General features: G+C 71.7%; 13 protein-coding genes. 9 read left to right on the top strand and 4 right to left on the bottom strand.

Going from position 1 to position 13,887, the window contains the following annotated elements; all coding sequences use genetic code 11:
* Positions 1–46: 46 nt before the first annotated feature.
* From U5C87_RS00545 to U5C87_RS00535, 3 genes are read right to left on the bottom strand one after another with little or no spacing between them, the layout of a single operon-like run.
* Entirely contained in the window at positions 47–835 is a 789-nt protein-coding gene (locus U5C87_RS00545; protein WP_330474718.1) for a DeoR/GlpR family DNA-binding transcription regulator, read from the bottom strand.
* A gap of 10 nt (positions 836–845) precedes the next feature.
* Positions 846–1,853, bottom strand: coding sequence for a 4-hydroxythreonine-4-phosphate dehydrogenase PdxA (gene pdxA, locus U5C87_RS00540; protein WP_330474717.1), 1,008 nt, complete (start codon positions 1,851–1,853; stop codon positions 846–848).
* Positions 1,850–3,208: a four-carbon acid sugar kinase family protein gene (locus U5C87_RS00535; protein ID WP_330474716.1), complete on the bottom strand. Its 1,359-nt coding sequence runs from the start codon at positions 3,206–3,208 to the stop codon at positions 1,850–1,852. The genes pdxA and U5C87_RS00535 overlap by 4 nt, the downstream gene beginning before the upstream one ends.
* A 247-nt stretch (positions 3,209–3,455) precedes the next feature.
* Between U5C87_RS00535 and U5C87_RS00530 the strand changes: the two genes are divergently transcribed.
* From U5C87_RS00530 to U5C87_RS00490, 9 genes are read left to right on the top strand one after another with little or no spacing between them, the layout of a single operon-like run.
* Positions 3,456–5,084 carry an ABC transporter substrate-binding protein gene (locus tag U5C87_RS00530; protein ID WP_330474715.1) on the top strand — a complete coding sequence of 543 codons (1,629 nt, stop codon included), beginning with the start codon at positions 3,456–3,458 and terminating at the stop codon, positions 5,082–5,084.
* Positions 5,085–5,121: 37 nt separating this feature from the next.
* Positions 5,122–6,054, top strand: coding sequence for an ABC transporter permease (locus U5C87_RS00525; RefSeq protein ID WP_030199539.1), 933 nt, complete (start codon positions 5,122–5,124; stop codon positions 6,052–6,054).
* Positions 6,051–7,004 (top strand): ABC transporter permease, encoded by a 954-nt coding sequence (locus tag U5C87_RS00520; RefSeq protein ID WP_330474714.1) that lies wholly within the window; start codon positions 6,051–6,053, stop codon positions 7,002–7,004. Before U5C87_RS00525 ends, U5C87_RS00520 begins: the two co-directional genes overlap by 4 nt.
* Complete coding sequence (locus U5C87_RS00515; RefSeq protein ID WP_330474713.1) at positions 7,001–7,843, top strand: ABC transporter ATP-binding protein; 843 nt, start codon at positions 7,001–7,003, stop codon at positions 7,841–7,843. Before U5C87_RS00520 ends, U5C87_RS00515 begins: the two co-directional genes overlap by 4 nt.
* Positions 7,836–8,684, top strand: coding sequence for an ATP-binding cassette domain-containing protein (locus U5C87_RS00510; protein WP_330474712.1), 849 nt, complete (start codon positions 7,836–7,838; stop codon positions 8,682–8,684). The genes U5C87_RS00515 and U5C87_RS00510 overlap by 8 nt, the downstream gene beginning before the upstream one ends.
* On the top strand, positions 8,681–9,691 hold the full coding sequence (locus U5C87_RS00505) for an aldo/keto reductase (protein ID WP_330474711.1): 1,011 nt from the start codon (positions 8,681–8,683) through the stop codon (positions 9,689–9,691). Before U5C87_RS00510 ends, U5C87_RS00505 begins: the two co-directional genes overlap by 4 nt.
* Complete coding sequence (locus U5C87_RS00500; RefSeq protein WP_330474710.1) at positions 9,688–10,503, top strand: HpcH/HpaI aldolase family protein; 816 nt, start codon at positions 9,688–9,690, stop codon at positions 10,501–10,503. Before U5C87_RS00505 ends, U5C87_RS00500 begins: the two co-directional genes overlap by 4 nt.
* The gene (locus tag U5C87_RS00495; RefSeq protein WP_330474709.1) at positions 10,500–11,735 is read left to right on the top strand and encodes a sialidase family protein; all 1,236 of its coding nucleotides are present in this window, start codon (positions 10,500–10,502) and stop codon (positions 11,733–11,735) included. Before U5C87_RS00500 ends, U5C87_RS00495 begins: the two co-directional genes overlap by 4 nt.
* Positions 11,732–12,484, top strand: a complete 753-nt coding sequence (locus U5C87_RS00490) for an SDR family NAD(P)-dependent oxidoreductase (protein ID WP_330474708.1) — start codon at positions 11,732–11,734, stop codon at positions 12,482–12,484. The genes U5C87_RS00495 and U5C87_RS00490 overlap by 4 nt, the downstream gene beginning before the upstream one ends.
* A gap of 47 nt (positions 12,485–12,531) precedes the next feature.
* Here the strand turns inward: U5C87_RS00490 and U5C87_RS00485 are convergent, their stop codons facing one another.
* Positions 12,532–13,725, bottom strand: coding sequence for a thiolase family protein (locus tag U5C87_RS00485; protein WP_330474707.1), 1,194 nt, complete (start codon positions 13,723–13,725; stop codon positions 12,532–12,534).
* Positions 13,726–13,887 lie beyond the last annotated feature (162 nt).

Below are 13,887 nucleotides of genomic sequence, written 5' to 3'. Positions count from 1 at the left end.
CCTCACGGCATACGCCCGCTTCTCGTCGGGTGGGTGACGAGCGAGCTCAGTCGCGTCGCGGAGCGATGACGACCTCGACGTCGTTGTCGCGGAACGCTTGCAGCGCAACGGGATCGGCGGACTCGTCGGTGACGAGGGTCCACCGAGGCGGCATGACCGCCCAAGCGTGGAAGGGCGACTGGCCGAGCTTGTCGGCGTGCGCGAGCACGTAGGTGTGCTCGGCGCGGCTCATCATCAGCTCCTTGAGGCGGGTCTGCTCGAGGTCGGCCTCGCAGATGCCGCGCTCGGCGTGGACGCTGTCGGCGCCCATGAAGGCGCGGTCGAACGACATCCGCTGCACGGCGGCCTCGGTGAGCGGACCGACGAAGGCCTGGCTGAGCGGCCGCAGGCGCCCGCCGAGCGCGATGACGTCGATGCCGACGCTGTCGGTCAGGGTGGCCATGGCGCTGATGCCGGCGGTGACGACGGTCAGCTCGGTCAGCTCCTGCGTCTTGGTGATCGCGTCGGCGAGCGCGCCCATCGTCGAGCCGGCGTCGAGGAGCACCGTCTCGCCGGGCTCGATCTGGTCGGCGGCCCACCGCGCGATGTCGCGCTTGGCGGCGTGGGCCTCACCGAGACGCTGGCGCAGCGAGGCCTCGGGGTGGTGGGCGAGGCTCATGACGCCGCCGTAGGTGCGGGCCAGCTTGCCCTGGGCGGTCAGCTTGGCGAGGTCACGTCGGATCGTCGACGCGGTCACCCCGAGCTGGTCGGAGAGCTCCTCCACGCTCGCGAGTCCACTCGTCGTGGCGAGGCGGACGATCTCGCCCCGACGCGTCTGTGCGGTGTGCTTCGCCACGCTGGGCACCTTAGGCGTCGACGGGCCGCGGCGCCATCTCCGCGCCGAGTCGCAGGGCCTCGATCATCGAGCGGTGGTCGGCGACCCCCGTGCCGGCGATGTCGAAGGCCGTGCCGTGGTCGACGGAGGTGCGGATGACGGGCAGGCCGATCGTCACGTTGACGCCCGCCTCGAGGCCGAGCACCTTGACGGGGCCGTGCCCCTGGTCGTGGTACATCGCGACGACGAGGTCGTAGTCACCGCGCCCCGCGAGGAAGAAGAGCGTGTCTGCCGGCAGGGCGCCGTGCACGTCGATGCCGTCGGCACGCGCGGCCTCGACGCCGGGGTTGATCTTCGACTCCTCCTCGCCGTAGCCGAAGAGGCCGTTCTCGCCGGCGTGCGGGTTGATGCCGCACACGCCGATCTTGGGGTTCGGGTTGCCGGCGTCGACGAGGGCCTTGTGGCCGCGGCGGATGACGCGCTCGACGAGCCCCGGTTCGATGCGGTTGACGGCATCGATGAGGCCGATGTGGGTCGTGACGTGGATGACCTTGACCTTCTCGGTCGAGAGCATCATGGAGACCTCCGGCGTGCCCGTGAGGTGGGCGAGCAGCTCGGTGTGGCCGGGGAAGACGTGCCCGCCCGCGTGCAGCGCCTCCTTGTTGAGCGGCGCCGTGCAGATGGCCTGGACCTTGCCGGCCATCGCGAGCTCCGAGGCCACGCGGATGTAGTGGTAGGCCGCGTCGCCGGCCACCGCGGACAGCTGGCCGAAGGGCAGGTCGGGCGGCAGCAGGGCGAGGTCGATGACGTTGATGCGGCCGGGAATCTCGCTCGCCTGCTCGACGTCGTCGATGGTGACGATGTCGACGGGGACCCCGGCGACCGCTGCGGCCTGCTTGAGGCGCAGGGCGTCACCGACGACGACGGTGCGCGCCATCGTCGCGACGTGCGGGTCGGCGAGGGCCTTGACGATGATCTCGGGGCCGATGCCGGCGCCGTCTCCCATGGTCACGGCGATGCGGGGAAGGGCGGCGCTCATGAGTTCTCCTCGGTGGTCGCGTCGTGGACGGCGCGGGTTGCGGTGTGAGTCGGGGTGGTCTGCGCTGCACCGGGTGCAGGCGAGGTGGAGGGGGCGCCTCGCAGGTGCGCGGCGACGCGCGCGAGCGAGGACGGGTCGCCGAAGCTGCCGGGGCGGGTGACGACGAGACGGCCGCCGGGGCGCCGGCTCACGACGCTCCCGGTCCCGGTCTCGCCGGTCCCGATCTCGCCGAGGACCTCGAGCGAGCCGACGTCGAGGCGGTCGAGGACGGCGCGGGCGGTCTCGCCGCCGGAGAGGAACGCCGCGTCGTAGCGGTCGAGCATCGGCGCGACGACGTCGGCCAGTGCCTCGGTCAGGGCGCGCGACCGGTTGGGGTCGGCGGGAGCGGTGGGGTCGAGGGCGACGACGAAGACACCGGCGACACCGTCACGGCTCAGCTCGGCGAGCCGCACGCATACGGCCTCGGGGTCGGTGAGCAGCTCGTCGGGGCGCACGAGCACGGTCTGCGCGGAGTGCGCAGCCGAGAGCTTCGTCAGCTGGGCCGGGAGGCCCGGCGCGCGGGTCCCGAGCACGAAGAGCAGCGAGCGTGCGGTGTCGGTGGCCGGGGTCGGGCCGCCGCCGTCGAGCGGCCGGCCGTCGGGGTCGCGGGGGAGGGCGCGGGCCGCGACCGCCGCCAGGGCGCCCGACCCGACGAGCAGGGCCTCGGGGGTGGCCCGGACGGCTGCGGCGTGCACGACCTCGAGATCGGCCTCGGTGACGGCGTCGCACACGGCGACGAGACCGGAACCGGCGGCCGCGGCGAGAGCGTCGCCCACGGCGTCGCCCCCGAGCGCGACGACCGTGTGGGGGACGAGCACCGTGCGCAGGGGGTGCAGCGCCTCGGCGACCCGGGACGGCGCGGCCGTCGGCTCGACCGCCCAGAGGTCCGTGCGGTGCAGGGGGGTGCCGCCCACGTGGAGCACGCCGTCGCGCACGACGCGGTCGAGCGCGGGGTTGGCCACGGCCACGACCGGGGTCCGGTGCAGCTCCTCGGCGAGGGCCGCCACCTCGGCGGCGACGTGCCCCCGGAGCAGCGAGTCGACCTTCTTGACGACGACGGGAGCGCCGGCCACGAGGGCCGCTGCTGCGCGCACGGCGCGCACGGCGTCGCCGGCCTCCAGCCGCCGGGAGTCGGTGTCGACCGTGACGACGGCGTCGATGTCGGCGTCGACGGCGGCGTGCGGTGCCCGCGAGGGCGGAAGCGCGTCGATGGAGAGGATGACTCGGCTGCGCGAAACACGCATCAGAGCGTGTGCTGCGCACTCTGCGCTGCCGCTGAGGTCGTCTGCCACGATGCCCAGGACCGGTCCGCTCATGTCTCCTCCTCACTGCTCTCGATGCTCAGTTATGCCTGTGCAGCAAGGGAATTGGCGACCTTGCCGGTGGTGTTGAAGGGAGGTGCGCCGATGGGCTGAGGCGCACCGGACGGCGTGCGCCGATCCGTCCTTTCACAAAAAACGCTACAGGTATTGCGCACATCACGCAATGGTGCGAAGGTTGGTCAACCCGAGGGGCGCAGCGTGCGCCGCCGACGGGGAGGCCACCGCTCAACGAGGAGTCCCGATGCCCCAGCAGCCCGCTCTGCTTCCCACGTCTGACCAGCCGACGCGTGAGGTCTCGCGTCGCTCGATCCTGAAATTCGCCTCGCTGGCCGGCGCCGGAGCGCTCTTCGCTCCCGCCCTCGCCGCGTGCGCCGGGCCCAAGACCGCCAACACCGCGAGCACTGCCGGTGCAGGGGCTGCGGGGGGCACACTGAGCATCGTGCTCAACCGCAACCTGGTCAGCCTCGACAACAAGCTGAACCAGTACGACGCGGCCGTCACCGTCCAGCGCGCCGTGCGCGAGGCCCTGACGAAGATCGGCGACGACCTCAAGCCCGAGCTCGTCCTCGCCGAGTCCTTCGAGCAGACGAAGCCCACCGAGTGGACCGTGAAGCTGCGCAGCGACATCCACTACTCCGACAAGTCGCCGGTCACCGTCGAGGACGTCGAGACCGCGCTCAAGCTGTACTTCCAGGTCAAGGCGGGCTACGTCGCGTCGCAGTTCCCCGAGCAGCCGAGCTTCAAGAAGGTCGACGACAAGACCTTCACCCTCACGACCAAGACCCCGGTCGTCACGCTGAACTCGCTGATGTCCAACATCCTCATCACCCCGGCCAAGGACAACAAGGCCGAGGAGCTGAGTGGCGGCCTCGGCACCGGACCCTTCGTCATCGCGAGCGCCGACAGCGGCACCGGCACCTACAAGCTGACCCGCAACGAGAGCTACTGGGGCGAGAAGGCCAAGCTCCAGGAGGTCAACGTCAGCTACCAGGAGGAGGAGGGTGCGCGCGTCATCGCCATCACCTCCGGCCAGGCCGACGTCATCGACACCATCACGCCCGAGTCGGCTGCCTCGCTCAAGACCAACGCCGACATCGACGTCATCGAGACGCCGGGCACGCGCCTGATCCACCTCTTCTACAACTTCCGCAAGCCGGCGAGCAGCCCGCTGTCCAAGCCCGAGGTGCGCGAGGCGCTCACCTACGCCATCGACCACGACTCGCTCATCAAGGCCCTGATGAACAACCAGGTGACCTCGGCCGAGGGCGTCGTGCCCAAGACCCTCGCGGGCTTCGCCAAGACGGGCGACTACACCTACGACCCCGCCAAGGCCAAGCAGATGCTCGCCGCGGCTGGCGCGAGCGACCTCAAGCTCACCTTCATCTGGGAGGACTCCGAGTTCGCCGGCGCCTCGCGCGTCCTCGAGGCCATCTCGCAGATGCTCGCGGCCGTCGGCGTGACCGCGACGCTCAAGATGATCCCCAAGGGCGGCGAGATCAACGCCTGGCGCCGCGGCGAGGCCGGCGACTGGGACGTCCTGGCCAACGGCTACGGCAACCAGACGGGCCTGGCCCTGACCAACCTGCAGGGCCAGTACGGCGGCACGGCGGAGAAGGAGAAGACGCGCGACACCTACCACGGCTTCGTCGTCCCCGAGATCACCGCGCTGCTCGACCAGGCCGGCGCCGAGGCCGACGAGGCCAAGCGCAACGACCTGCTGAAGCAGGCCCAGGAGAAGATCTGGGCGCTGTGGCCGGCCATGTGGGCCTGGACGCCCAACAACGTCCTCGCCAAGCGCAAGCGCGTCACGACGCTCAAGCTGCGCGCCATCAACTCCTACGACCTCGGCTCCGTGACGGTCTCGGCCTGACCGGGTCCGCCAGCCCCACCCACCTCCAGGTGATCCCATGTTGACCTACGTCCTCAAGCGCATCGGGCAGACCGTGCTCACCGCGTTCCTCGCGACCGCGACGGTCTTCGTCCTGCTCCGGATGGCTCCGGGTGACCCGGCGGCGAACTACGCCCCGCCGAACCCCACCTCGGAACAGCTCGCCGCCATCCGGGAGGAGTTCGGGCTCGACCAGTCGATCCCGGTCCAGTTCGTCACCTTCCTGCAGCACCTCTTCCAGGGTGACGTCGGGACGTCGTTCTTCTTCAAGCGCCCCGCGCTCGAGGTCGTCATGGAGCGCCTGCCCTACACCATCACGCTGGCGGTGGCCGCGATCGTCGTCACGGCGGCGGTCGCGATCCCGCTGGGCGTGTGGATGGCCCGACGGGCCGACACCGCCAAGGACCTCGGCGCGAACATCGCCACCATCGCCGGGCAGTCGATGCCCGACTTCTGGATCGGTTTCGTGCTGCTCATCCTCTTCGCGGTGCAGCTCGGCTGGTTCGAGCCGGCCGGCTTCACGTCGGCGAGCTCGATCGTGCTGCCGACGGTGACGATCGCGATCCTGCAGATCGCCCTGATCAGTCGGCTCGTGCGCCGCGAGATGGTCGTCAACCTCGCCTCGCCCTACCTGACGGTGGCGCGCTCGCGCGGCATCTCGGAGCGCGCACTGACGTGGCGCTACGCCTTCGGCAACTCGGCCATCCCCGTCGTCACGGCCCTGGGCACACGCTTCGCGGCGATGCTCAACGGTGTCGTCATCGTCGAGGTCGTCTTCAAGTGGCCGGGCGTCGGGGAGCTCGTCGTCAACGCCCTCAAGCAGCGCGACTTCCCGCTCATCCAGGCCACGGTCCTCGTGACCGTCGTCCTCGCGCTCGTCGTCCAGCTGCTCGTCGACCTGCTCTACCCGCTCATGGACCCGCGGGTCCGACTCGGAGAGGCCAGCTCATGACCACCTCGACGAACCTGCCCGGACGCCAGCAGGTGCCCAACCTCAGCGAGGTCCCGGGGTCGATCCTGGGCCGCGACTCGGCGGTCACCAAGGTGCTGCTGCGCCGGTCGGCCGCCGCTCGTCGGGCGCGCTACAGCACGATCAAGATCTGGGTCGGGGCTATCTGCGCCGGCGTCGTCGTGGTCCCCGTGGCGCTCGCGCAGCTGCTGCCGCTGCCCGACCCGATCATCGGCCAGCTCTCGGAGTCGTCCCTGCCGCCGTTCAGCGCCGGTCACCTCTTCGGCACCGACCCCAACGGGCGCGACCTGCTGAGCAGGGTCCTGCACGGCGGGCAGACCTCCCTCGTCATCGGCGTGCTCGCGATCTTCGTCTCGGGTCTCGTCGGGATCGTCGCGGGCGCGGCCGCGGGCTACTTCGGCGGCTGGGTCGACACCATCGTCTCGCGCCTGCTCGAGGCGCAGATGTCGCTGCCGCTGCTGCTCATGCTGCTGCTCGTCGTGGCGCTCTTCGGCCCGTCGATCCCGGTCATCACGCTCGTCATCGCCTTCGCGCAGTGGCCCGAGCCCGCGCGCATCACCCGGGCGCTCGTGCTCGTCGAGAGGGAGAAGCCCTACGTCGCGGCGGCTCGCGTGCTCGGCCTGCACCGCATCTCGATCATCACGCGGCACCTCATCCCCAACATCCTCCAGCAGGTGCTCGTCGTCGTCCTGCTGCTGCTCGCCCAGGCGGTGCTCCTCGAGAGCGCGCTCAGCTTCCTCGGCGCGGGCGTGCAGCGGCCCTACCCGACCTGGGGCGGCATCATCTCCGACGGCCGCGAGCTCTTCGTCACCGGCAAGTGGTGGCTCGTCACGATCCCGGGCGTCGTCATCGCCCTGCTCGTCGTCGGCGTCAACCTCGTCGGGGACGGCCTGCGCGACCGGGTCCGTCGTGCGAAGGGAGACGAGTCGTGAGCGTCCTCGAGGTCAAGGACCTGCAGGTCGAGCTCATGACCGGCACCAAGGTCGTCCGCGCCGTCGACGGCGTCAGCTTCCACATCGACGCGGGCGAGACCGTGACGATCATCGGCGAGTCCGGCTCAGGCAAGTCGACGACCGCCATGGCGATCCTGCGACTGCTGCCCGACGACCTCGCGGTCATCTCGGGCGAGGCCCGCATCGGTGGCCAGGACGTGACGGGCGACCGCAAGGTCATCGACACGCTGCGCGGCCGGGCGGTGGCGCTCATCCCGCAGGACCCGATGACGGCCCTCAACCCGATCCGCACCATCGGCCGCCAGATGACCGAGGCCGTGCGCGTGAAGTACCCCGAGCTCGGCAAGGCGGAGGCGAAGGCGCGGGCCCTGTCGCTCATGGAGCAGGTGCACATCCGCGATCCGAAGAAGCAGTTCGACGCCTACCCGCACCAGCTCTCGGGCGGCATGCTCCAGCGGGTGCTCATCGCCATGGCCGTCTCGGCCGACGCCGACCTCATCGTCGCCGACGAGCCGACGAGCGCCCTCGACGTCACGGTGCAGGCCGGCATCCTCGACCTGCTGCTCGAGCTGCAGGAGCAGACGGGCATCGCGCTGCTGCTCATCACCCACGACCTCGGCGTCGCGCGCCTCATGAGCGACCGCATCCACGTCATGAAGTCGGGCGTCTTCGTCGAGGGCGGCGCCGTCACCGACGTCGTCGACCACCCGCAGCACCCCTACACGCAGAGGCTGCTCGGGGCGATCCCCGAGCTCGGCCCGTGGGAGGACCCGGCGCTCGCCGTGCCCGAGCTCGCGAAGGAGGCCAGCCATGGCTGAGAACCTGCTCACCGTCAGCAACCTCGTCGTCGAGTACCGCAGCGGCAAGGAGGTCTTCCGGGCGGTGGACGACGTGTCGTTCAGCGTCCCGCGCGGCGGCACCCTCGCCATCGTCGGGGAGTCGGGCTGCGGCAAGTCCACGATCGCCAAGGCCCTCGTGCGACTGCTCAAGCCGACCTCGGGTGTCATCGACCTCGACGGCACCGACCTGGCCCAGCTCGCCGAGAAGCAGCTGCGTCCGATGCGCCACCGCGTCCAGATGGTCTTCCAGGACCCGTACGGCTCGCTCGACCCGCACCTGACGGCCCAGGAGATCGTCGCCGAGCCGATCCGCGTGCGCGGCGAGAGGTCGCGGAAGGCCCAGCGCGACAAGGCGGCCGAGCTCATCGAGCGCGTCGGGCTGCCGCGCACCGCGCTCGAGCGCAAGCCTCCGGAGTTCTCCGGCGGCCAGCGCCAGCGCATCGGCATCGCGCGGGCGCTCGCGTCGGGCCCCGAGCTGCTCGTGTGCGACGAGGCGACGAGCGCCCTCGACGTCTCGGTCCAGGCGCAGGTGCTCGAGCTGCTCGCCGACATCCAGGCCGAGACCGGGCTGACCTACCTCTTCATCTCGCACAACCTCGGCGTCGTGCGGGCCATCTCGCAGGACACCATCGTCATGCGGGCCGGCCGGATCGTCGAGAGCGGCCGCACCGACGACCTCCTCTCGCGCCCGCAGGAGGAGTACACCCAGCGACTGCGCCGCTCGGCCCTCGAGCCGGGACTCATGACCGGCATCAAGCCGCGACACCTCATCCGACACATCGCCGCCTCGCGTGCGGCCGAGACCGAGAAGGCCTCATGACGAGCCCGACGAGCACGACCGGCACGACACTGCCCACCCTCGACCTGCCGGGCCTCGACCGGCCGCTCTCGCGGCTCGTCCTCGGGACGATGACGTTCGGCGACACCGTCGACCTCGACACGGCGCGCACCATGGTCGACACCGCGCTCGACGCGGGCATCACCTCGATCGACACCGCGAACGGGTATGCCGCGGGGCGCAGCGAGGAGATGCTCGCCGAGATCCTCGCCGGCCGGCGGGACGCCGCGACCATCGCGACCAAGGCGGGCATCTACCCCGGTGACGCCGGTGGCGCGCCGCTGCTGTCGACCGCTGGTCTCCGCTCGTCCCTCGAGGCGAGCCTGCGCCGGCTGCGCACCGACCACGTCGACGTCTACTACCTCCACCAGCCCGACCGGTCGGTGCCGATCGCCGAGACCGTCGCCGCGCTGGACGACCTCGTCGCCGAGGGCAAGGTCCGGGCCATCGGGGTCTCGAACTTCTCCGCCTGGCAGATCGGTGACGTCTTCGCCGCGTGCGACGCCCTCGGCACCCCGCGCCCGATCCTCGCGCAGCAGCTCTACAACCTCGTCGCTCGCCGCATCGAGGCGGAGTACGCCGAGTTCGCGACGACGAAGGGTCTCGCGACCATCGTCTACAACCCCCTGGGTGGTGGCCTGCTGACCGGCCGCCACTCGTTCACGGAGTCGCCGGGCGAGGGCCGCTTCGGCTCGTCGGCGCTCGCGACCATGTACAAGGACCGCTACTGGAACGCCGAGACGTTCGCGGTCATCGAGGCCCTCGGCGCGATCGCGTCGGAGGCAGGCATCACTCTCCCCGAGCTGTCGCTGCGCTGGCTGCTGAGCAAGCCCGTCGTGTCGTCGGTGCTCCTCGGGGGATCCAAACCACACCAGCTGGAGGCCAACATCACTGCTGCACAAGCCGGTCCGCTCCCCGACGACGTCGTCGCCGCGTGCGACGAGGCAGGCCTGGCTCTCGCCGGGTCGATGCCGGGGTACAACCGATGAGCGGGCAGGGAGGCGGCGGAGGGACCGCGATGGAGCGCAGCCGCGAGCGGGTGCTCGACTACGCCCGCCGGGTGCGGGCGCGCGAGACCATCCTCGGCTACTGGGTCATCATCGACTCGCCGGTCTCGACCGAACGGCTCGCCCGTCTCGGCTACGACTACGTCTGCTTCGACGCCCAGCACGGGCTGCTCGACTACAAGGGCATCCTCGGCGGCATGCAGGCCATCGACGCCGGCGGCGAGTCCGTCGGCATGGTGCGCGTCGGCGCCAACGACCCCTTCCTCATCGGGCAGGCGCTGGACGCGGGCGCGGCGGGCATCATCGTTCCCCTCGTCAACACCGCCGAGGACGCCGCCCGCGCCGTGTCCTACGCGAAGTACGGCCCGGAGGGCATCCGGTCCTACGGACCCATGCGCTCTCAGCTGCGGATCGGCCCCAACCCCGCCGACTCCAACGCGGCGACCGTCGTGCTCGCCATGATTGAGACGCCCCAGGGGCTCGAGAACGTCGAGGCCATCGCGGCGACGCCCGGCATCGACGGGCTCTACATCGGCCCGTCCGACCTGCGGCTCGCCGTGGGCGGCGCGACCTCGACCGACCCTGCCGTCGACGACGTCTTCGAGGCCGCCGTCGAGCGGGTCCTCAAGGCGGCGCAGGACGCCGGCATCGCGGCCGGGTTCCACACTCCCAGTGGGGAGGTCGCGGCCAAGCGCCTCGGCCAGGGCTTCACGCTCGCCACGGTCAGCTCCGACCTCATCCACCTCGAGCAGGCGGCGACGGCCCACCTCAGGGCGGCGCGGGGAGAGTCGTGAGCGCGGCCGCCGCGGAGGTGCTCCCCACCGACGGCCTGCTGCGCGCTCGGGACGGAGGCGGCCACACGGCATACCTCCCCACCCCGACCGTGCAGTGCCACGCAGCCAACCTCGCGTGGCTGCCCGGTGGCGACCTCGCGTGCGTGTGGTTCGGTGGCACCCAGGAGGGCGTCAGCGACATCACCGCCTACCTCTCACGGCTGCCCGCCGGCAGCGACACGTGGCTGGACCCGGTGCCGCTCAGCGACGACCCCACGCGGTCGGAGCAGAACCCCGTCCTCTTCACGGCGCCCGACGGGGACGTCTGGCTGCTCTACACGGCGCAGCTCGCCGGCAACCAGGACACGTCGGAGGTGCGTCGCCGCGTGTCGCGCGACGGTGGGCAGACGTGGGAGCCGCCGACCGTGCTCCTCCCGGCGACCGAGACGGGTGGAGTCTTCGTGCGCCAGCCGCCGGTCGTCCTGGCGAGCGGGCGCATCCTGCTGCCGGTCTTCAACTGCGTGACCGTCCCGGGTGAGAAGTGGGTCGGCAACGAGGACACGTCGAGCGTCTGGTGGAGCGACGACGGCGGTGACTCGTGGACCGAGGTGACCGTGCCCGGCTCGCTCGGCTGCGTGCACATGAACATCGTCGTGCGACAGGACGGCTCGCTCTGGGCCTGCTTCCGCAGCCGGTGGGCCGACCACGTCTGGGAGACGACGTCGACCGACGACGGGCTGACCTGGGCCGAGCCCACGCCGACCGGGCTGCCCAACAACAACTCCTCGATCCAGGCCGTCGCGGTCGGTGGGGGAGAGGTCGCTCTCGTCCTCAACCGGAGCTCGGCCCTCGACGCCACCGAGCGGCGCGTGTCGCTCTACGACGAGATCGACGACGAGGGGGTCGTCGACGGCCTCGACGGTCCGGTCGTCGCCGAACCGTCGCCGGAATCCGCTGAGGCGCAAGGGCGCCGGACGGCCTTCTGGGGGGCGCCGCGTGCCCCGATGACCCTCGGCCTCAGCCCCGACGAGGGACGCTCGTGGCCGGTGCTCGTCGACCTCGAGACCGGCGACGGCTACTGCATGTCCAACAACTCGCGCGACGGGCTCAACCGCGAGCTGTCCTATCCCTCGGTGCTGCCCGGACGCGACGGCGACCTGCACGTCGCCTACACCTACCACCGCCGCGCCATCAAGCACGTGCACCTGACCGCCGACGTCGTCGACCAGCTGCGGCGGGGCCCGTCCCGGTGACGCAGGCGACGGCCACGGCACGGCCCGAGCCGGCCCCCGCCCCACCTGGCGAGCGCGCGACACGCAGCGCGGTCGTCACGGGGGCCAGCTCGGGCATCGGCCTCGCCATCGCCCACGACCTCGTCGGTGCCGGGTGGCACGTTCTCGGGCTCAGCCGCACACGCGGCGCGCTGCCGGGCGCTGCCACGTGGGTGCCGTGCGACCTGGCTGACGTGATCTCAGCCGACGAGGCCGTGCGGGCGGTGCGCGAGGCGGCGGCCGGTGGCGTGGACGCGATCGTCCACGCCGCCGGCCTGCAGTACTCCGCCGGCGTCGGTGCGCTCCGCCCGGATGACGGCGCCCGCATGTGGGCCGTGCACGTGCGCGGCGCCGAGCTGCTCGTGGGCGGACTCGTCGACGTGCTCGCCGACGGGGGCCGCGTCGTCCTCGTCGGCAGCCGCACCATGACCGGCGTGCCGGGCAAGAGCCAGTACGCCGCCACCAAGGCCGCGCTCGCTGCGATGGCCCGAGCCTGGGCCGCCGAGCTCGCGCCGCGCAGCATCACCGTCAACGTCGTCGCCCCCGGGCCGACCCGCACCCCCATGCTCGAGGACCCCAACCGAGCGTCGGTGCCGCCCGTCGTGCCGCCGCTCGGGCGGCTCGTCGAGCCGTCCGAGGTCGCGGGTCTGGCCCGCTTCCTGCTCGAGCCGTCCGGCGCGATGGTGACGGGTCAGGCGATCGTCATGTGCGGCGGAGCGTCGCTGTCCTGAGCGACGGTCTCGGTCGTGCCTTTCGTATGCCGGGTGGCCGGCTGCCGTCAGGTCGTGACGTTCTCGAGGACGACCGCAAGACCCTGGCCGACCCCGATGCAGATGCAGGCCACGCCCCAGCGCCCGCCCGAGCGCTGCAGGCTCCGGGCGAGGGTGCCGAGGATGCGCCCTCCCGAGGCCCCGAGCGGGTGGCCGATGGCGATGGCTCCACCGTGCCGGTTGACGATCTCGGGGTCGATGCCCCAGGCGTCGGTGCAGGCCAGCGACTGGGCGGCGAAGGCCTCGTTGAGCTCGACGGCCGAGACGTCCCCCCAGGTGATGCCGGCCCGGGCGAGGGCACGGTTCGCGGCCTCGACGGGGGCGTAGCCGAAGTACTGCGGGTCGAGAGCGCTGGCCCCGCGGCCGGCGATGCGGGCGAGCGGCGCCAGTCCGAGTCGCTCCTGCGCGGCGCCGCTCCCGACGAGGACGGCGGAGGCGCCGTCGTTGAGCGGTGAGGCGTTGCCGGCGGTGACCGTGCCGTCCTCCTTGCGGAACGAGGTGCGCAGCGTCGCCAGGCGCTCGACGGTCGTGTCGGCGCGGATCGACTCGTCCCGGGCGAGCTCGACGCCGGGGACGTGCACCACGAGGTCGTCGTAGAAGCCCTCGGTCCAGGCGGCATCCGCGAGGCGGTGCGACCGGGCGGCGAACTCGTCCTGCCGCTCACGCGTCACCCCGTGCCGCTCCCGCAGCTGCTCGGTCGCCTCACCCAGGGAGACCGTCCACTCCGCCGGCATCCTCGGGTTGACGAGGCGCCACCCCAACGTCGTCGACGACAGCTCGAGGTTGCCCACGGGGTAGGGCTTGTCGGTCTTCGGCATGACCCAGGGCGCACGCGTCATCGACTCGACACCCCCGACGAGCACGACGTCGGCGTCACCTGCCTCGACCTGGCGCGACGCGATGATCGCGGCGTCGAGACTCGAGCCACAGAGCCGGTTGACCGTCGTGCCGGGGATGCTCGTCGGCAGCCCCGCGAGCAGGGTGGCCATGCGCGCGACGTTGCGGTTCTCCTCACCCGCACCGTTCGCGTTGCCGAAGACGACCTCGTCGACCACGCCTGCGTCGGAGGCGAGCCCGGGGGACCGGTCCACGACCGCGCGGACCACGAGCGCCGCGAGATCGTCGGGGCGGGACGCCGCGAGGGCTCCGCCGAAGCGGCCGAACGGAGTGCGGACGGCGTCGTAGACGAACGCGTCGTTCACGGTCGTGACTTCCTGTCGAGGCGGACGGCATACGCCAAGGCACGCTACCGGACCCCGGCCGAGCCGCTCCCCACCCGTCGGCCGCGGGAACACCGGGTGAGCGAGTCACCCCGAGGGGGTGGTGCGACCACACTCGCGCGTCGGTACACCTCTAGTGGGGCG

The organism is Terrabacter sp. C0L_2 (genome assembly GCF_036352015.1).
In the GTDB taxonomy this organism is placed as follows: domain Bacteria; phylum Actinomycetota; class Actinomycetes; order Actinomycetales; family Dermatophilaceae; genus Terrabacter; species Terrabacter tumescens.
Note: the sequence above shows the minus strand (reverse complement) of the source record. Positions and strands in the feature narration are given on the sequence as shown.

What these genes read in the sequence shown, in the direction of transcription:
- U5C87_RS00530 (WP_330474715.1), top strand. Translation starts at nt 3,456, where the DNA reads ATGCCCCAGCAGCCCGCTCTGCTTCCCACGTCTGACCAGCCGACGCGT.
- pdxA (WP_330474717.1), bottom strand. Translation starts at nt 1,853, where the DNA reads ATGAGCGCCGCCCTTCCCCGCATCGCCGTGACCATGGGAGACGGCGCC.
- U5C87_RS00520 (WP_330474714.1), top strand. Translation starts at nt 6,051, where the DNA reads ATGACCACCTCGACGAACCTGCCCGGACGCCAGCAGGTGCCCAACCTC.
- U5C87_RS00505 (WP_330474711.1), top strand. Translation starts at nt 8,681, where the DNA reads ATGACGAGCCCGACGAGCACGACCGGCACGACACTGCCCACCCTCGAC.
- U5C87_RS00535 (WP_330474716.1), bottom strand. Translation starts at nt 3,208, where the DNA reads ATGAGCGGACCGGTCCTGGGCATCGTGGCAGACGACCTCAGCGGCAGC.
- U5C87_RS00500 (WP_330474710.1), top strand. Translation starts at nt 9,688, where the DNA reads ATGAGCGGGCAGGGAGGCGGCGGAGGGACCGCGATGGAGCGCAGCCGC.
- U5C87_RS00525 (WP_030199539.1), top strand. Translation starts at nt 5,122, where the DNA reads ATGTTGACCTACGTCCTCAAGCGCATCGGGCAGACCGTGCTCACCGCG.
- U5C87_RS00510 (WP_330474712.1), top strand. Translation starts at nt 7,836, where the DNA reads ATGGCTGAGAACCTGCTCACCGTCAGCAACCTCGTCGTCGAGTACCGC.